Here is a 17,120-nt window from a genome sequence, read left to right as displayed (position 1 = left end):
ATAGGGAGTTTTGGAGTATGAGCGTAAAAGACAAGGTCGCATTGGTGACCGGGGCCAGCCGTGGAATTGGCGCGGCTATTGCAGATCAGCTCGGTGAGTCAGGTGCAACGGTTATCGGTACCGCGACCAGCGAAGCCGGTGCCGAGAAGATATCCGCCCGCTTTGCCGAGAAAGGCATCAAGGGCTGCGGTAAGATGTTGAACGTCAATGATGCAGATTCAGTAGCTGCATTGTTAAAAGATATTCAGGCCGAGTTTGGCGCGCCGGCCATATTGGTGAATAATGCCGGTATCACCAAGGATAACCTGTTGATGCGGATGAGCGACGAGGAGTGGTTTGACGTCATCAATACCAATCTGAGTGCGGTTTACCGTCTCAGCAAGGCCTGTCTGCGCGGCATGATGAAGGCTCGCTGGGGGCGCATTATCAATATCAGCTCCGTAGTGGGCTCTATGGGTAATGCCGGGCAGTCGAATTACGCAGCCACCAAAGCCGGCGTCGGCGGTTTTGCCCGCGCCCTGGCGAAAGAAGTCGGTTCGCGGGGTATCACCGTCAACACCGTAGCGCCCGGGTTTATCGATACCGATATGACCAAGGAGCTGTCGGAGGAGCAGAAGCAATTGATGCTGTCGCAGATATCCCTTGGCAGGTTGGGGCGGCCGGAAGAGATTGCTGCTGTGGTGGCATTTCTGGCAGGTGATGCCGGTGGCTACATCACTGGTGATACCATCCATGTGAATGGCGGTATGTATATGGCCTGATGTCTGTCACGAAAGTGCAGTCGTTTGGCGTGAAAGAATTTTTTAATCGTTACGTTACAACTCGGGAAATTCTATGTAGAATGCGCCTTCGAGTTGGCCGTAACCCACTAATAGAGCTGGTTCCCAAGATTTTGGAACACGGGTTTGGGGACAAGGCTCAGGGCTAACCATTGATATCAATTAGGAGTTGAAAACCACTATGAGCAGCATTGAAGAGCGCGTTAAAAAAATCGTTGCTGAGCAACTGGGCGTTAAAGAAGAAGAAGTGAAAAACGAAGCCTCTTTCGTTGAAGATCTTGGCGCTGACTCACTGGACACAGTTGAGCTGGTTATGGCTTTGGAAGAGGAGTTCGAAACTGAAATTCCTGATGACGAAGCGGAAAAAATCACTACCGTTCAGCTGGCAATCGATTACGTAAACTCTAATCTGGACTAACCGCCGGAATAGCAGTAGTGGCTTCGATTGAGCCAATTGATACTTGTTGAACACGTATCGTCCTGAAAGCCGCGCTATTGAAAAATAGGGCGGCTTTTCTGTCTATGTGGTGTTTAAACCGGATAACGATTGGCAAAAAAGGCTATTATGCCAGGTACCAAGGTGCGATTGGAGTTGAGCCGTTTAGTGGCTGGCCAAAAATCGTACCAGTATTGCACTAGAACAGAAGAGACAAACCAAAAGGAGGCCGCGTGGCACGCCGTAGAGTGGTAATAACAGGTGTGGGTATGGTTACCCCACTGGGTAATGATGTCACCTCAACCTGGGATGGCATATTGGCAGGTAAGAGTGGTGCCTGCCCCATAGACACTTTCGATGCCTCGGCATTCACCACCCGCTTTAGTGCTTCGTTGAAAGGCTTCGATCCGGAACCGCTGTTGCCGGCCAAAGATGCCCGGAAAATGGATCTCTTTATCCAGTACGGTATGGTTGCCGGGATTCAGGCCATGGAAGATTCCGGCCTGCCAATCACCGAGGAAAACGCCCCTCGCATTGGCGCTGCCATAGGCGCTGGTATCGGCGGCATAGGGTCTATCGAGTTTGGTGCCGCAACCATCGCCAGCAAGGGCCCGCGGCGCATATCCCCGTTTTTCGTACCGGGTGCGATCATCAATATGATCGCCGGCAACCTGAGTATCAAATACGGTTTCAAAGGCCCGAATATTTCTATCGTTACCGCCTGTACCACAGGTACTCACAATATCGGTATGGCGGCGCGCCTGATTCAATACGGCGAGGCAGACGCCATGGTGGCCGGCGGAGCGGAAATGGCCTGCACACCGGTGGGCCTGGGCGGCTTTGCCGCGGCACGAGCACTGTCGACCCGCAACGATGACCCGCAGGCTGCCAGTCGGCCCTGGGACAAGGACCGGGACGGTTTTGTACTCGGCGATGGTGCCGGGGTGGTGGTGCTGGAAGAGTATGAAATGGCGAAGGCCCGCGGGGCGAAAATTTACGCTGAATTGATCGGCTTTGGTATGAGCGGTGACGCCTATCATATGACTTCGCCGCCGGAAAACGGCGAGGGTGCGGCCCAGTCCATGGAAAACGCCATCAAGGATGCGCAGATCGATGTCGCTGACATCAATTACATCAACGCCCACGGCACGTCCACTCCAGCCGGTGACATCGCTGAGTGTAAAGCCGTTAAGTCGGTAATGGGCAGTGCCGCAGACAAGGTCGCAGTGAGCTCCACCAAATCCATGATTGGTCACCTGTTGGGTGCTGCCGGCAGTGTTGAAGCCATCTTCAGTGTGCTGGCGATTCGGGATCAGGTAGCTCCGCCAACCATTAACCTGGACAACCCCGAGGAAATTTGCGACCTCAACCTGGTGCCTCATACGGCCCAGGAAATGCCCATTAATGCCGTTTTAAGTAATTCTTTCGGCTTCGGTGGTACCAACGGTTCGCTGATTTTCCGCAAGGTTTAAAGCTTGACTGCGGCAGGTTACGGCTGCTCGCTGTGGCCCGCATAAGCCCATGGTTATTTGCAGTGTCAACGGCGTTGTAGCGGCTGCGGTGCCAGTTTCGGACCGCGGCCTGGCCTATGGCGACGGGGTTTTTGAAACCATGCGCCTGGTGGCTGGCGACTTGCCGCTTTGGGCTTACCATAAGCAGCGTTTGACCCGGGGCTGCCAGCGACTGGGTATTGCCCCGCCACTTGAGCAGGTGCAAACCTGGCTTTGTGAACTGCTGGCGGCGGTGCCGGCAGCGACTCTGAAAACCTGCACTGTCGCCAAGTTGATTGTTACCCGCGGCGGCGGAGGTCGCGGTTATCGCCCCGATCCTGGCGCTTCCCCAACCGTGATTATTGCTTTGTATGCCGGTGACCTGGCAGCGCAAGACGCTATTGCATTGCGGGTTTGTGATTATCGGCTGCCAGCTAACCCATACCTCGCGGGCATTAAACACCTCAATCGACTGGATAATATCATGTTGCAAATGGAGTGCAGCGCGGCGGGCTTTGGTGACGGACTGGTGCTCGACAACCAGGGTAACGTTATCGAGACGACTTCCAGCAATGTGTTTTTTGAGCAGCGTGGCAAATTGATAACACCGCTGTTGAATGAGTGCGGGGTCAGTGGGGTGATGCGCGGCTTTATTATTGACGAATTGGCGCCGGCCAATCAGGTCGCCACCGCCGAAGCGGTGATTCCGCTGGCCTCGCTCGACCGCTTCAGTGGGGCGTTTTGTTGCAATAGTGTGCGCGGAATAATCCCTGTTGAGCGAATCGGTGACCTGCGCTTCCAGGCTACCCCCGCGATGCAAAAATTGCAGCGTTCACTGATGGAAAGCCGGTTTGAAAAAGGCCAATAAATCTATTTTGAGTAAGTGCCTGTGGCTGCTGCTGGCATTGGTCGGCGCGGCCACTGTTCTGGTTGCGGCGGCGAGCTGGCGCTGGTTGCATACGGAGCTGGAGCTGACAGGTGAGGCAGGTGTGGAGATTGTTTTTGAAATTGAGCGCGGCGAACCCCTCAATCGGGTGCTGCGCAAATTCCAGCAAGACTTTGGCCTCGAGTACCCGGTGCTGGTAAAAGCCTATGCGCGATTGGCCGACCAGGGCCGCATAAAACAGGGTGAATACAGTTTGCCGGCCAGGCTGACACCGGTGCAGCTACTGGAATTGTTCAACGCCGGGAAAGTGAAGCAGCACTCCGTAACTCTGGTAGAAGGCATTACCGCCGCTGAGGCCGTGGCGTTGTTGCAGCGGCAGTATGGCGTGGTGAAAACATTGCAGGGCACGGATACGACACTGCTGGCAACCAGGTTGGGTGTAGACAATGGCAACCTGGAAGGCTGGCTGTTTCCCGATACTTATCACTACGAAAAAGGTAGCAGCGATTGGTCTCTCATCGAGAGGGCCCATCGGCGCATGCGGGCAATGCTTGCGTTGGAGTGGCAGCAGCGAGCTGAAGGCCTGCCCTACAAGTCGCCCTATGAAGCCCTGATCATGGCATCCATCATCGAAAAGGAAACAGGTGCGGGTCATGAGCGCGGCGAAATTGCCGGGGTGTTTGTACGCAGATTGGAAAAACGCATGCGGTTGCAGACCGACCCCACCGTTATCTACGGGCTCGGTGAGGAATACCAGGGCAATATCACCCGCCGGCACTTGAGGCAAAAGACGCCTTACAATACCTATATAATTGCCGGCTTGCCGCCGACGCCTATTGCTTTGCCGGGGCGGCAGTCGATTCACGCGGCACTGCACCCGGCGCCGGGCAGCAGCCTGTATTTTGTCGCCCGGGGCGACGGTACTCACGTGTTCTCTGACACCCTGGAAGCGCACCGGCAAGCGGTGCGAGAGTTTCAACTGCGCCGGCCGGAAAATTATCGATCGTCAGTGCGCTAGTAGTAGCGGGCACTGTGCGGATTGGGGTTGGGCCCTGGCAGCAACTTCTAAAGCAGTAACATCTAAAGTAGCAACACCTGTAACAGTAACAGCAATACCTACAACAACTGGTGGAGGTTTTTTGTCCGGTCAACAGATTAAACCAGGCAAGTTTTTGACCCTGGAGGGTACCGAAGGGGTGGGTAAGACTACCAATCGGCAATTTATCCAGGACTGGCTGGAAGCCCGGAATATTCCGCTGCTGGTTACCCGGGAGCCGGGCGGTACCCCCCTGGCGGAGGAAATCCGCGAGCTGTTACTGCAAAAGCGCGCTGAGGCGGTGGATGCAACGGCCGAGCTGTTGTTGGTGTTTGCGGCGCGGGCACAACACGTCAATACTCTGATCCGGCCGGCGTTGGCGGCGGGCAAATGGGTGCTCTGCGATCGCTTTACCGATGCCACCTATGCCTACCAGGGCGCTGGCAGAGGCTTGCCGTTGAACACCATCGAGCAGCTGGAAAATATGGTGCAAGGCGTGTTGCGCCCCGACTTGACCCTGGTGCTGGATATCGAGGTAGAGGCCGGCTTGCAGCGTGCTGGCGAGCGAGCTGACCTGGACCGGTTTGAGTCGGAGGAGCTGGCCTTTTTCCAGCGCGTTCGGGCCGGTTATCACGCCCGGGCGGCAGCGGCACCCGAGCGTTACCGATTGGTGGATGCTGGCCAGAATCTGACGGCGGTGCAGGATGATATTGAGGCGATCCTTGAAGGTTTGCTCTAGCTCAACCGGGGTTGAAGTCTTTGCTTCTGGCCCGCCACTGAAAAAGGGCAGGGGCAGGGGCAAGGAAAGGGCAGCGTTTTGGTCGTGCACTGGCGCCGTAGCGGTATTGAAGATGGGTGGAGAACAATAGATGGAAAGTGAAAAGGCGCGGCTTGCGGTCCCGTTTGCCTGGCAGCGTGAGCAGTGGGGGCGCTTGTGTCAGCAACATGCGGATAACCGCTTGCCCCACGCGTTGTTACTGGCCGGGCCGAAAGGTGTGGGCAAGCTGCATCTGGCCTCGGCGTTCGGCTGTTATCTGCTCTGCCTGTCGCCCCTGAACAATGCCGCTTGCGGCCACTGCAAAGGCTGCGATCTTAATTTGTCGGGGACCCACCCGGACCTGCTGCTGCTGCGACCTGAGGACGGCAGTCGCGTTATCAAGATCGACCAGGTCAGGAGCTTGACCGAATTTCTCAGCAAGACCGCCCAGCAGGGTGGGCGCAAGGTTGCTGTGATAGAGCCGGCCGAGGGGCTGAATGCCAATTCTGCCAATGCGCTGTTGAAGAGCCTGGAGGAACCCTCGGGTGATACCACGCTGTTGCTGGTGTCGCACTTGACCAGCGGGGTGCTGGCGACGATTCGCAGTCGCTGCCAGCTGTTGCCGTTTGCTATTCCCTCCACCGACGACGGTCTCGCCTGGCTGGCGCCGCTGGCGGTGGGGCAGGACCCGGAGTATTTATTGAAGTGTGCTGCCGGGGCGCCGCTGGCGGCGTTCGCGCTGCTTGACGGGGACAAGCTGGTAAAGCAGGAGGCGCTTATAAAGGGCCTGCTGGGAGTGGCCACCCATAATGCGTCGCCACTGGCGCTGGCCGCCGAACTGGCCTCCGGCGAGCCACTGGTAGTGATCGAAAGTATGCAGCAGTGGTTGCAGAGCGGTTTTCGCCAGCAGGCCAGCGGCGGCGAGGCAAGTGCTGGCCGGGATGCGCAACTGGTGAATTTGCTGGCGGCCACGCCGGCCACGGTGGCCTATCGCTTTTGGGACAAGCTGGTGCGCTTAAAGCGCCAGTCCCTGAGCGCCGCCAACCCCAATAAGCAACTGCTGCTGGAAGAATTGATGTTAGACTGGCAGGCGCTGGCGCGACAATCACGCTATGCTTAGGAAGCAAGGGCAGCGATTAACCGGTTGTCGCCTGGCAGGGCGCGAGGCGGCGGGCTGGACAGCTGGCGATTATTGAATTATTTTTCCTTGTACACGGCTACCGGTGACACCCGGGTGGTAGCTGGGGCAAATTGATTAACACGAGAACAGATACATGCAAGCGAAAGCTGGAGCGGCGCGCAACGGTATTTTATCCCTGACGATCAAGGATAAAGCAGTGCTGTATGCAGCCTATATGCCTTACGTTAAGCACGGTGGGCTGTTTATTCCCACCAGCAAGACCTACAGTCTCGGTGACGAGGTGTTTATGCTCCTTAACCTGATGGATGAAACAGAAAAAATTCCGGTGGCTGGCAAGGTGGTTTGGGTGACGCCCAAGGGCGCCCAGGGCAATCGCGCGGCCGGAGTCGGAGTACAATTCAGCGATCAGGATGACACTGCCGCAAAAAAAATTGAGACTTACCTGGCCGGCTCACTGGACTCTGATCGGCCCACTCATACCATGTGACAAATTGCTCGTTTAGCAGGCATCCGGAAACCCATAGGCCAGTTACCCTGGCCTTTTTTGTTACAACTCGCTCAGTCGTATGCTGCTTATCTTTTATACTGTTTGGCCGTCGTACTGTTTAACTTTCGTATTGTTTAATTTTTGTAACGCATAACCAAGAGGCACCTATGCTGGTAGATTCCCATTGCCACCTGGATCGATTGAAACTCGATAAATATGGCGGCAGCCTCGACCAGGCCCTGCAGGCAGCGCGATTGGCCGGGGTAGAGAAATTTCTCTGTATTGGCATCAGTCTGGAGAACCGGCAGCGGGTCACAGACCTGGCGGCAAAGTACCCGGATGTACGGGCCTCGGTGGGGGTTCACCCCCTCGATGTGGCGGCGGGACTGGCCACCGAAGACCAGTTGGTGGCCTGGGGCGAGAATCCGGATGTGGTGGCGCTGGGCGAAACCGGCCTCGATTACTATTACAGCAAGGATGACCTGGCGGTGCAGCAGGAGAGTTTTGCCATTCATTTGCGGGCTGCCGGTCGCGCTCAATTGCCGGTTGTCGTACACACTCGGGACGCCCGTGAAGACACATTGAGCTTGATCAGGGAGCACGGCTGCCTGGAAAACGCCGGTGTACTGCACTGTTTTACCGAGAGTTGGGAGATGGCTAAAGCCGCCCTGGATATGAATTATTACGTGTCGCTCTCCGGTATTGTCACCTTCAAGAATGCCGAGGAGCTGCGCGATGTGGCGCGCAAGTTGCCGCTGGATCGGCTGCTGGTAGAGACCGACTCGCCCTACCTGGCGCCGGTGCCGTTTCGGGGCAAGCCCAATGAACCCGCATTTGTACGCGAGGTGGCGAAGTTTGTGGCCGAACTCAGGGGTATCAGTTACGAGCAGCTGTGCGAAGTGACTGGGGAGAATTTCCACCGTCTGTTCCGCAAGGCTTGAAGTAACTTCCTGTCAAATCCCCCTGCGGAGACCGCCGGGGCGATTAGCCGGCGGCGGCAACCGGCACCCGGACATCGTTGTCGCCGGCCGGGCCTGCCGATGCCACGCGCGCCTCTGCCCAGAGCCGTCCGGCAAGCTCCGCGACCGGGCAGCGTTGACTCTGCTGGAGCCAATTGACGATGGCTGCAGCCACGTCAGGGTAATGGCAATCCGGCTGCTCGGCGCAGTCGAGCCAGTCGCGGATCGCTGCTTCTGACAGGTTTTCCATGCGCTGGCCGAGCTTGAGGCTGGTGAGTGCCAGGGCGTTGGAGAGCTGCTCCATCTGGCCGTGCAGGGGTTTTACCAGCAGGCGCTTGCCGAGGTGCAGGGCTTCGCTGGCCAGCTCGAAACCGGCGTTGCAGATCACTCCCCTGGATTGTGCCAGCTCATGCTTGAAACCCTTGACGCTGAGCGGACACAGGGTGATATTTTGCTCGTCTCTGCGCTCGCTGAATTCGCCGTAGTAGACAAATTTCTGCTGTGGAAATTTATGCAAAAGGGGTATGACTTCGGCCGGGTCCTCAAATCCCAGGTAAACCAGCACCTGGTTGTCTTTCACTGGCAGGGAGCGCTCCCTGAGATCTATGATCGGCGGCAGTATTGGCTGGCCGAAATGGTGCCAGTGCAGGCCCAGATACTCGCTGCCCGGGGCAAAATATTTGATGATGCTGCGCGATAGCCAGGAGTCACCTTCGAGGGGAATGTCGTATCGAAACGCATACTGGTGGCCGAGGGTAATGCAGGGGATGCCCTGGCGCCGGGCGGCCCATGCGGTAATCGGTTCAAAATCCGATAACACCAGGTCGTATTGGCTCAGGTCGAGCTCGCAGATATCCCGGTAGAAGCGCCACAGCTTGTTGCGGATGATTGTTTTGGCGGGATTGACCCGACCTCTCTCAGTCACGAAGCTGAGCCCGGTCTTGCTCTGCCAGTTGCCGAATATCTCCATGTCGAAGTACTGGTCGCGGGGGCGGCCGCTAAACAGGAAGCGGGTGTCTATATTGGCGGCATTCTGCAGGTGTGTTGCCATGGCTCGGGCGCGACTGATGTGGCCATTGCCGGTGCCTTGCACACCGTAAAAGATTCTCATGCCACACCCATATAGAGCAACACAAGACTGGCGACGCTGTGGCCCAGAGCCGCTCCTGCCAGGGTGTCGGTGGGGAAGTGAACCCCCAGTAAAACCCTGGAGATGGCGACGGCGACGGCCCAGGGGTAGAGCAGCCAGCCCAGGGCTGGTATCGCCGCCACTGCGAGCGCGGTGCAAAGAAAAGCCGCGGAACTGTGCCCGGAGGGAAAGCTGAACTGGTCACTGGGTTGCACTATGCTGGTGAAGCCTGGAATGGCCGCCGGCGGGCGGTTGCGGCGAAAGTGGCTTTTCATAAAGAAATAGCAGGTCCGCTCAATCGCAAAGGCCGTTAGCACCACCCAGGCCCACTGATACTGCTTGAACAGCAGTAACAGCAGCAGGGCGATGGCGTAGAGGTGACCGTCGGCGGTGCGCGACACCTCGCGGCTGGCGCGGGTTAGCTGTTGCAAGTGGCGGCGCCGCAGGCACCAGTCAAAGGTGTACAGGTCACAGTTGTGCAAGTTTTGCAGGAGTTTCATGGCTCGTTCTCCTCATTGTTCCTGGATTGTAGGTATCGAATACAGGTTATTGCTTTGATGTGACAAATTCATGATCGGCGAATGACAGGATTGTGGCGTTATTGTGACTAAATTGTGACAGCTGGGGAGGTGAGGAGGGTGTGCGAGGGGCTGATATTTGATAGCATCTGCCGCGTTTGATTGCGACCCACCACGGAGAATTTATGCAGCAACAACTGAAAATCATGCTCGATCTGCAAGACGGCATTAACAGCAAGGTAAACGCCGACTGGCGCCAGCAGGGCTTTGCCTGGTATCGCGCGATCTGGATCGAATGTGCCGAGCTGCTCGATCACTACGGTTGGAAATGGTGGAAAAAGCAGACCCCGGATATTGAGCAGGTACAGCTCGAGTTGATTGATATCTGGCACTTCGGCCTCAGTATCCTGTTGCAGAGCGGCAAGACTCACGCGCAATTGGCAGAGGAAATTGCCGATCAATTGCTTATCCAGACCGACCAGCCGGACTTCCGCCTCGACCTGGAGGCGTTTGCGGCAGCGGTGCTGACCACGCGGGACTTTTCAGTGCCGGCCTTTGGTCGCCTGATGGCGGGTATGGATATGGACTTTGACAAGCTCTATCGGGGTTACGTGGGTAAAAACGTGCTCAATTTCTTCCGCCAGGACAACGGTTATCAGGATGGCACCTACCAGAAAGTGTGGGACGGCCTTGAGGACAACGAACACCTGGTGCTGGCAGCCCGTTCGCTGGACAGCAACAGTGTCAGCTACAGCGATGAGCTGTACCAGGCATTGGTACAGCGTTATGCAGCGAGTGCACAGGGATAGTGCGGGTGCCGATTAAATAGGCTGGAAGGGCACCTCTTTGCCCGCCAAGACCATGTTTTAAGTGCATTTTGCCATTATTTCCATATAATGTTGCACCGCCTGATGGGGCCTTTCCGGCCTTCATCTACAACTTCTAAATTGAGCGTAAACGGAGAAATATCGTGAAAGCACCCGTACGTGTCGCCGTAACTGGCGCAGCCGGTCAGATCAGCTACTCCCTGTTATTCCGCATTGCTGCTGGCGAAATGCTAGGTAAAGACCAACCCGTGATTCTGCAAATGCTTGAAATCACTCCCGCCCTGAATGCCCTCCAGGGTGTAGCGATGGAACTGGACGATTGTGCCTTTCCGCTGCTGGCCGGTATGGTTTGCACCGATGATCCTAACGTAGCCTTTAAGGATGCCGATTACGCGCTGTTGGTGGGTGCTCGTCCGCGCGGCCCGGGCATGGAGCGCAAGGATCTGCTGGAGGCAAACGCGGCGATCTTTTCTGTGCAGGGCAAGGCCATCAACGATCACGCCTCCCGAGACATCAAGGTGCTGGTGGTTGGTAACCCGGCCAATACCAATGCCCTGATTACCCAGCGTAACGCGCCGGATATCGACCCCCGTCAATTTACCGCCATGATGCGCCTCGACCACAACCGTGCCATGAGCCAGCTGGCGGAAAAAGCCGGCAAGACCATCAACGATGTCAACAAGGTCATTATCTGGGGTAACCACTCCGCTACCCAGTACCCTGACATTCACAACACCACGGTCGCTGGTACTGACGCCATGCAACTGGTGGATCAGGCCTGGTACGAAGAAGACTTTATTCCGACTGTGCAGCAGCGTGGCGCGGCTATTATCAAGGCGCGGGGCGCATCCTCAGCGGCTTCTGCTGCCAATGCGGCGATTTTCCATATGCGCGACTGGGCCCTGGGTACACCGGAGGGTGACTACGTGACCATGGGTGTCTATTCTGACGGCTCCTACGGCATCGAGAAGGGCCTGATTTACGGCTACCCCTGTGTCTGTAAGGATGGCGACTGGAGTATCGTTCAGGGTATCGATATCAACGAGTTTTCCCGTGCGAAAATGACCGCCACCGAAACCGAGTTGAAAGAAGAGCGCAATGCCGTAGCTGATTTGCTGCCGAGCTGATCGTCGCAGTTAAATCAATGTATAAAAAGCGCGGCTGGCCCGCGCTTTTTTGTGGCTTTCGTGTAATAAATTTCCAACTGAGGATAGGTGAAAAATGGCGTTTCCAAAAATCGGCAACCTGGCTCCTGTGTTTACACTCCCGAATCAAGCCGGTGCCAATGTCAGCCTGAAAGATTACCGGAACAAAAGTAATGTGGTCGTCTATTTTTACCCAAAGGCGAGTACACCGGGTTGTACCACCCAGGCCTGCGGCATTCGCGATATTGCCAGTGAGCTGAAAAAGTTCGATACCGTGGTGCTGGGAATCAGCCCTGACCCGGTTGCGCGGTTACAGCGTTTTATTGACAAGCAAGAGTTAAATTTTGACCTCCTGTCCGATGAGGATCACGCGGTGGCGGAAAAATATGGCGTGTGGGGGCTGAAGAAGTTTATGGGGCGGGAGTTTATGGGTATTTTGCGCACCACATTTATTATTGGCAAGGACGGCCGCTTGAAGCAGGTTATGGATCGATTTAAAACCAAAAGCCATCACGACGATCTGTTGGCTGAGCTCGCGCAACTGGAACTTTAAGCCCGTACTTATTGAGTTCCCTCCGGGTCGCTCGCCGCTGCTGAAGCGGGCGCCCGAGGCTCGGCCACCGCCGGCGCGGTTACAACGGGATGACTCACGCCGCCGTTCTTGCTGGCGGACTGCTACCTCGCGCTCGCCTATCGCGCTCGCCTAAACCGGCGCTAAAGTTCTGGGTATCGCAGGCAATCTCTTCGTGGAAAAAAATAAATCTTGCGCCCCCACACAACCGCAAAATACTACCTATACTTAATTGGGCAGTTGTAGCTTTCGGTCAGCCCGTCTGGCAGGAAAAAAACAACTATTGGCGTTAAAACCAACTACGTGGCACCAATCAGCCTAGTTTATTTTCGTTATAAAGAATATGGTTGTTTATAGTTAATTAGACGCTTGCTGAAAGGCGCCTCTGGTGTAGCAGGAATATGGAAGAACAGCGACAAGTTATCGGCAACCCCCGCAGGGTGGTGGTCAGTGCTGAGCAGGATGCTTACCCGCATAACAGTGAAATTCTGGTCGACCGGTACCGCCGGTTGCACGATTTGCTGACGGCTACGTATCCCACTCGTAATCGTCACTCACAGGCGTACCTTGAGTGCGGCCTGGAGATGTTTCGGGCTGATTTCGCACTGTTGTGCCGGTGGCGCTACTTGCAGGATGATATGGTCGTAGAGCAGCAGGCCGGTACTATATCTGACGGGGCTGCAAGCCTGAATCCGAAAGAAGACTGGTTCGACTTCACAATTACGGAAAAAAAAGCAAGCTATGTGAACGATTCCAATGGGAATTCGGGACGCATGTCATATAATGGGGCCTCTATTCGTGCTTATCTCTGCGCACCGCTCGTTGTTTCCGGGCAGTTGTATGGCGCGCTATGTTTTTTTAACAGTGAAGGCGGCGAGCGCAGGTTTACTGGCGATGATCTTGCAACAATTGACTTGATGGCAAAAGGAGTGGCCAAAATGATTGAGCTGCATAAAAAGCACCCTGAGGGTCTGGCTAAACTTCAAACCGGCTTTGCCACTGAAGGGGTAAAATCTTTTGAGGAGTACGTGCAGCAGGCACGCCTCCCGGAGGCCTATGGTGTGCCGGGGCGGGTGGTGGAAGTGCTGCAGCGCCGCATTGGTAACTCTCCGCTGTCGATTGATCACATTGCCGATGAAATGAACTTGTCCAAGCGTACCTTGCAGCGGCGCCTGCAGCAGCAGGAGATCAGCTTTGCCCAGCTGCGCGACCAGGTCCGTTTCCATCATTCCATCAATTATCTGGTGGAAAATGTCATGAGTATTGACAGTATTTCTGCTTCTCTGGACTTTTCCGACCGCACCAGCTTCACCAATGCTTTCAAGCGTTGGACCGGTCTGTCCCCCAGCACTTTCAGAAAGCTGTTCAGGGACTACGCCTAACCAACCCACTTACAGAGCACCGACTACTAGTGCTCTGTAAGTAATAGATCCCCATAAATTCTCCCTCCTCTCGTTGCCTGACTGCTGGAAACAGGGTAGAGTTCTGCGCTTTGGATTTTACTCAATAACGAGGATAGTTAATGTCGTTTTTTATTCCTGCTGCGATGGCACAAACCCAGGCTCCCGCCCCTCAGGGCAACCCAATGGTCACGCTGCTGCTGTTTGGCGGTTTGTTCGTGTTCATGTATTTCTTTATGATTCGGCCCCAGCGCAAGCGCCAGAAAGAGCACCAGCAATTGGTCACCGGGCTGAGCAAGGGCGATGAGGTGGTTATGAACAGTGGTATATTGGGCAAGGTTACCAAGGTGGATGATAATTACCTGGTGCTCGATACCGGTAACAATGTTGAGTTAAAATTCCAAAAGGTTGCTGTTCACGCCGTACTGCCCAAGGGCACCATCAAATCGATCGGTTAGGCGGGCTTGGTGCCTGCTGAATTCGCAGGCCGCCTGGCAAGTGCCACTCCATAGGAGGGCATCCTCCTAAAAGGCACTCAACAAAAAGGCAGCCCAGGGCTGCCTTTTTGTTAGTATCGGCGATCTGGTTCCGGGGTGGCCGCACTGGAGAGACGAAACCATGCTCAAATTACCGCCACAAGTGCCGTTGGCACAGACTCCTACGCCGTTGCAGTACCTGGCTCGCGCCAGTGCTGAAGTCGGGGCGAAGCTCTGGATCAAGCGCGACGACCTGACCGGCATAACCCTGAGTGGCAACAAGGTTCGCAAACTGGAGTTTACCCTGGCCAAAGCCATGGCTGAGGGGTGCGACACCATCATTACCTGCGGGGGCCTGCAATCCAATCACTGTCGCGCCACTGCGTTCGCCTGTGCTTCACTGGGGCTGGCCGCGGTCCTGGTCCTGCGCGGCGTGCCGGAGGGGGTCGATGACGGTAATTTATTGCTCGACAAGCTGGCCGGTGCGGAAATATGCACCTTTGAGCCGCGTGTATACACAAGTCAGCTGCCACAATTGCTCGAGGCGAAGGCCGAGGAGTTGCGCAGCCAGGGCCGGCGCCCCTTTATCATTCCCACCGGCGCCAGCGACGGCACCGGAATTTGGGGCTATGTGGCCGCGGCCATGGAGCTACAGCGCGATTTTGAGAGCCAAAACCTGCAGCCCAGCCATATTGTCTGCGCGACCGGATCAGGGGGAACCCAGGCCGGGTTGACCCTGGGTGTGCACTTGCTGCAGCTGGAGACCACGGTGTTGGGGATGGCTGTGTGCGACGATGAAGCCTATTTTCAGCGCAAGGTGAGGGCCGATATCGAGCAGTGGCAGCAGCGCTACAACCGCCAGGTGAGCCTGGATGATGCCGCCATTGTGGTGAATGATCGCTACATCGGGCCGGGCTATGCCAAAGCCGGAGCAGAGGTGTTTGCCACTATTGCCTGGCTGGCGCGAACCGAGGGTATCGTCTTGGATCCGGTCTATACAGGTAAGGCATTTCACGGGCTGGTTAGCGAATTGCGGGCCGGTCGGCTGCCTTCAGACAGGGATATCGTGTTTGTCCACACCGGGGGCATTTTCGGCAATTTTCCGCAAAAACAGGGTTATAGCTGATTGGTGTGCGCAGCGGCTGGCCGACAGTCAGTGGGCAGGAGCTATTTACAGGCGTTATGGGGGCCTGTCGCGTGGATAATTTCTTTCGCGACGGCCATGATCCGCTACAATTGCCGCTTGAGTGAGGCTGCTGCGACGCCTGGCCTTGTTTTACCCCGCTAAAGTGAGAATGCTCTATGCCCGCCGTCTATGGCAATAAGCTGATAATCGCCCTTTCTTCCCGCGCCTTGTTTAATCTGGATGACAGCCACAAAGTCTACCAGGAGCAGGGGCTGGAGGCCTACGCCAGCTACCAGATCGAACACGAAAACGACCTGCTGCAACCCGGTGATGCTTTTACCATTGTGCAAAAGCTGTTGCGACTCAATGATTTGCTGGAGGGCGACCCGCGGGTTGAGGTGATCCTCCTGTCCCGCAACAGCGCCGATACCGGTTTGCGGGTGTTTAACTCGATCGAGCACTATGGGCTGGATATTTCCCGGGCCGCGTTTTGTGGCGGAGAAAGCCCGTATCGTTATGTGGCCGCATTCGGTTGCCATTTGTTTCTCTCGACTCACGCGGAAGATGTGCGCAGCGCGCTGGAGCACGGAGTGGCGGCGGCCACCCTGATGCCGGCCAGCTCGCGCTCGGAGCACGGTGAAGAGTTGCGCTTTGCCTTCGATGGCGATGCGGTGCTGTTTTCCGACGAGGCGGAAAGGGTTTATAAGGACGAGGGCTTGAAAGTATTTGCCGCCACTGAAAAAGCGCGGGCAAATATGCCGTTGATGGGGGGGCCGTTCAAACAGTTTCTCGCTGCCCTGCAAGGACTGCAGCATGAGTTCGCCGGCAATGATATCAAGCCCATCCGAACTGCTCTGGTCACCGCTCGCTCAGCACCGGCCCACGAGCGAGTGATAAAAACCCTGCGCGCGTGGAATATACGCATTGATGAGTCACTGTTTCTCGGCGGGTTGGACAAAGGCGCGTTCCTGAAATCCTACGGTGCTGATGTCTTTTTCGACGATCAGCAGTCGCACTGTGATTCTGCGCGCAGCGTAGTGGCCACCGGGCATGTGCCGCACGGTGTGGCCAATGAATTGAAATTGTAGGCCAAGGGTATCCATTGACCGGGCGGCGCTGCGCGAATAGCGTTTATAAAGCTGAACAGGCGCCCCTTAAAACAGCGCAAATTTGATGCCCAGGGCCATCAGCACACTGGCCAGAATGGGTTGTAATATCCGGTTGGGCAGGCTTGAGCCAATTCTTGTGCCAAGGCTGACGGCCGGCAGTGAGCCCACCAGCAGGCAGCCGAGCAGAACAAAATCGACATTTCCCAGCAGCAACATGTGGCCGAGGCCGGCGGCCAGGGTGAGCGGAACCGCGTGCGCAATATCGGTGCCGACCACATGGCGGGCTTTCAGGGCAGGGTAGAGGATCAGCAGGATAGCGGTGCCGATGGCCCCGGCCCCGACGGAACTCAAGGTCACGAAAACGCCTAAAAAAACTCCCATCACTACGGTCAGGGCCGGCTTGTGTGTTTCCGCCCAACCCTGCGGGTCTCTGGATGGCTGCTGCAGTTGCGTTTTAAACAGCAGCACCAGCGAAGTCAGGATCAGCATGATGCCGAGGCTGGTGGTCAGCAGGTGTTTGTACTCATCGGCGTTGCCAAATACCGTTTTCAGCAACAGGATGGTCACCAGGGTGGCCGGTATGCTGCCCGCCGCCAGCCGCAGGACAATGGGCCAGCGTACATTGGCTTTGCGCTGATGAGCGCGCATTGCACCAGCCTTGGTTATGGCGGCGTAGAGCAGGTCAGTGCCGATGGCAACGTGGTAGGGAAAGCCGAACAAGATCAGCAGCGGCGTCATCAGGGAGCCGCCGCCTACACCGGTGACGCCGATAGCCAGCCCAACACCTGCTCCAGCGAGAATATAGTACAGGATTTCCATTGTTTTATAGGCTATCGTTATGTATAAGA

19 protein-coding genes are annotated in these 17,120 nt (G+C 56.2%); 16 read left to right on the top strand and 3 right to left on the bottom strand.

The genetic code is table 11. The features are described from left to right. Positions 1-17 precede the first annotated feature (17 nt). The 9 genes from fabG (at position 18) to G8764_RS00990 (ending at position 7,953) form a co-directional block, all read left to right on the top strand. Positions 18-761: a 3-oxoacyl-ACP reductase FabG gene (gene fabG, locus G8764_RS01030; protein WP_166161006.1), complete on the top strand. Its 744-nt coding sequence runs from the start codon at positions 18-20 to the stop codon at positions 759-761. A 199-nt stretch (positions 762-960) separates the two neighbouring features. Next, positions 961-1,197, top strand: coding sequence for an acyl carrier protein (gene acpP, locus G8764_RS01025; protein WP_166161004.1), 237 nt, complete (start codon positions 961-963; stop codon positions 1,195-1,197). A gap of 251 nt (positions 1,198-1,448) precedes the next feature. Next, positions 1,449-2,687: a beta-ketoacyl-ACP synthase II gene (gene fabF, locus G8764_RS01020; protein ID WP_166161002.1), complete on the top strand. Its 1,239-nt coding sequence runs from the start codon at positions 1,449-1,451 to the stop codon at positions 2,685-2,687. Between the two features lie 49 nt (positions 2,688-2,736). Continuing rightward, a complete protein-coding gene (gene pabC, locus G8764_RS01015; RefSeq protein ID WP_166161000.1) occupies positions 2,737-3,573 on the top strand; it encodes an aminodeoxychorismate lyase in 837 nt (278 codons plus the stop codon). Further along, positions 3,557-4,609, top strand: coding sequence for an endolytic transglycosylase MltG (gene mltG, locus G8764_RS01010; RefSeq protein WP_207951621.1), 1,053 nt, complete (start codon positions 3,557-3,559; stop codon positions 4,607-4,609). The genes pabC and mltG overlap by 17 nt, the downstream gene beginning before the upstream one ends. A 121-nt stretch (positions 4,610-4,730) precedes the next feature. Next, on the top strand, positions 4,731-5,366 hold the full coding sequence (gene tmk / locus G8764_RS01005; protein ID WP_207951620.1) for a dTMP kinase: 636 nt from the start codon (positions 4,731-4,733) through the stop codon (positions 5,364-5,366). Positions 5,367-5,496: 130 nt separating this feature from the next. Further along, on the top strand, positions 5,497-6,504 hold the full coding sequence (locus G8764_RS01000; RefSeq protein ID WP_166160998.1) for a DNA polymerase III subunit delta': 1,008 nt from the start codon (positions 5,497-5,499) through the stop codon (positions 6,502-6,504). Between the two features lie 154 nt (positions 6,505-6,658). Continuing rightward, positions 6,659-7,012, top strand: coding sequence for a PilZ domain-containing protein (locus tag G8764_RS00995; protein ID WP_166160996.1), 354 nt, complete (start codon positions 6,659-6,661; stop codon positions 7,010-7,012). Between the two features lie 167 nt (positions 7,013-7,179). Next, entirely contained in the window at positions 7,180-7,953 is a 774-nt protein-coding gene (locus G8764_RS00990; protein WP_166160994.1) for a TatD family hydrolase, read from the top strand. A 43-nt stretch (positions 7,954-7,996) separates the two neighbouring features. On the opposite strand, the gene G8764_RS00985 is transcribed toward G8764_RS00990, so the two are convergent. Both G8764_RS00985 and G8764_RS00980 read right to left on the bottom strand, forming a co-directional pair. Then, positions 7,997-9,082, bottom strand: coding sequence for an MJ1255/VC2487 family glycosyltransferase (locus tag G8764_RS00985; protein ID WP_166160992.1), 1,086 nt, complete (start codon positions 9,080-9,082; stop codon positions 7,997-7,999). Next, the gene (locus tag G8764_RS00980) at positions 9,079-9,600 is read right to left on the bottom strand and encodes a phosphatase PAP2 family protein (RefSeq protein ID WP_166160990.1); all 522 of its coding nucleotides are present in this window, start codon (positions 9,598-9,600) and stop codon (positions 9,079-9,081) included. Before G8764_RS00980 ends, G8764_RS00985 begins: the two co-directional genes overlap by 4 nt. Before the next feature lie 203 nt (positions 9,601-9,803). On the opposite strand from G8764_RS00980, the gene G8764_RS00975 reads away from it, so the two are divergent. The 7 genes from G8764_RS00975 (at position 9,804) to G8764_RS00945 (ending at position 16,251) form a co-directional block, all read left to right on the top strand. Then, positions 9,804-10,427, top strand: coding sequence for a dUTP diphosphatase (locus G8764_RS00975; RefSeq protein ID WP_166160988.1), 624 nt, complete (start codon positions 9,804-9,806; stop codon positions 10,425-10,427). 161 nt (positions 10,428-10,588) lie between these two features. Further along, a complete protein-coding gene (locus G8764_RS00970) occupies positions 10,589-11,572 on the top strand; it encodes a malate dehydrogenase (protein ID WP_166160986.1) in 984 nt (327 codons plus the stop codon). Between the two features lie 94 nt (positions 11,573-11,666). Further along, entirely contained in the window at positions 11,667-12,143 is a 477-nt protein-coding gene (gene bcp, locus G8764_RS00965; protein ID WP_166160984.1) for a thioredoxin-dependent thiol peroxidase, read from the top strand. 419 nt (positions 12,144-12,562) lie between these two features. Further along, positions 12,563-13,543 (top strand): helix-turn-helix domain-containing protein, encoded by a 981-nt coding sequence (locus tag G8764_RS00960; protein WP_166160982.1) that lies wholly within the window; start codon positions 12,563-12,565, stop codon positions 13,541-13,543. A 140-nt stretch (positions 13,544-13,683) separates the two neighbouring features. Further along, positions 13,684-14,019 carry a preprotein translocase subunit YajC gene (gene yajC, locus G8764_RS00955; protein WP_166160980.1) on the top strand — a complete coding sequence of 112 codons (336 nt, stop codon included), beginning with the start codon at positions 13,684-13,686 and terminating at the stop codon, positions 14,017-14,019. A gap of 160 nt (positions 14,020-14,179) precedes the next feature. After that, positions 14,180-15,163 (top strand): D-cysteine desulfhydrase family protein, encoded by a 984-nt coding sequence (locus tag G8764_RS00950; protein WP_166160978.1) that lies wholly within the window; start codon positions 14,180-14,182, stop codon positions 15,161-15,163. Between the two features lie 176 nt (positions 15,164-15,339). Next, positions 15,340-16,251 carry a 5'-nucleotidase gene (locus G8764_RS00945; protein ID WP_166160976.1) on the top strand — a complete coding sequence of 304 codons (912 nt, stop codon included), beginning with the start codon at positions 15,340-15,342 and terminating at the stop codon, positions 16,249-16,251. Between the two features lie 66 nt (positions 16,252-16,317). Here G8764_RS00945 and G8764_RS00940 read toward each other — a convergent pair whose 3' ends face one another. Then, complete coding sequence (locus tag G8764_RS00940) at positions 16,318-17,091, bottom strand: sulfite exporter TauE/SafE family protein (RefSeq protein ID WP_166160974.1); 774 nt, start codon at positions 17,089-17,091, stop codon at positions 16,318-16,320. Positions 17,092-17,120: the final 29 nt, after the last annotated feature.

It is taken from the genome of Pseudomaricurvus alcaniphilus, from assembly GCF_011440395.1.
Taxonomy (GTDB): domain Bacteria; phylum Pseudomonadota; class Gammaproteobacteria; order Pseudomonadales; family Cellvibrionaceae; genus Pseudomaricurvus; species Pseudomaricurvus alcaniphilus.
The sequence above is the reverse complement of the archived record's forward strand: the minus strand, read 5'-3'. Positions and strand labels throughout refer to the sequence as shown.

Excerpts from the sequence above, each read along its gene's own strand:
- fabG (WP_166161006.1), top strand. The coding sequence starts at position 18 with ATGAGCGTAAAAGACAAGGTCGCATTGGTGACCGGGGCCAGCCGTGGA.
- acpP (WP_166161004.1), top strand. The coding sequence starts at position 961 with ATGAGCAGCATTGAAGAGCGCGTTAAAAAAATCGTTGCTGAGCAACTG.
- pabC (WP_166161000.1), top strand. The coding sequence starts at position 2,737 with ATGGTTATTTGCAGTGTCAACGGCGTTGTAGCGGCTGCGGTGCCAGTT.
- G8764_RS01000 (WP_166160998.1), top strand. The coding sequence starts at position 5,497 with ATGGAAAGTGAAAAGGCGCGGCTTGCGGTCCCGTTTGCCTGGCAGCGT.
- G8764_RS00995 (WP_166160996.1), top strand. The coding sequence starts at position 6,659 with ATGCAAGCGAAAGCTGGAGCGGCGCGCAACGGTATTTTATCCCTGACG.
- G8764_RS00990 (WP_166160994.1), top strand. The coding sequence starts at position 7,180 with ATGCTGGTAGATTCCCATTGCCACCTGGATCGATTGAAACTCGATAAA.
- G8764_RS00985 (WP_166160992.1), bottom strand. The coding sequence starts at position 9,082 with ATGAGAATCTTTTACGGTGTGCAAGGCACCGGCAATGGCCACATCAGT.
- G8764_RS00980 (WP_166160990.1), bottom strand. The coding sequence starts at position 9,600 with ATGAAACTCCTGCAAAACTTGCACAACTGTGACCTGTACACCTTTGAC.
- G8764_RS00975 (WP_166160988.1), top strand. The coding sequence starts at position 9,804 with ATGCAGCAACAACTGAAAATCATGCTCGATCTGCAAGACGGCATTAAC.
- bcp (WP_166160984.1), top strand. The coding sequence starts at position 11,667 with ATGGCGTTTCCAAAAATCGGCAACCTGGCTCCTGTGTTTACACTCCCG.
- G8764_RS00960 (WP_166160982.1), top strand. The coding sequence starts at position 12,563 with ATGGAAGAACAGCGACAAGTTATCGGCAACCCCCGCAGGGTGGTGGTC.
- yajC (WP_166160980.1), top strand. The coding sequence starts at position 13,684 with ATGTCGTTTTTTATTCCTGCTGCGATGGCACAAACCCAGGCTCCCGCC.
- G8764_RS00950 (WP_166160978.1), top strand. The coding sequence starts at position 14,180 with ATGCTCAAATTACCGCCACAAGTGCCGTTGGCACAGACTCCTACGCCG.
- G8764_RS00945 (WP_166160976.1), top strand. The coding sequence starts at position 15,340 with ATGCCCGCCGTCTATGGCAATAAGCTGATAATCGCCCTTTCTTCCCGC.
- G8764_RS00940 (WP_166160974.1), bottom strand. The coding sequence starts at position 17,091 with ATGGAAATCCTGTACTATATTCTCGCTGGAGCAGGTGTTGGGCTGGCT.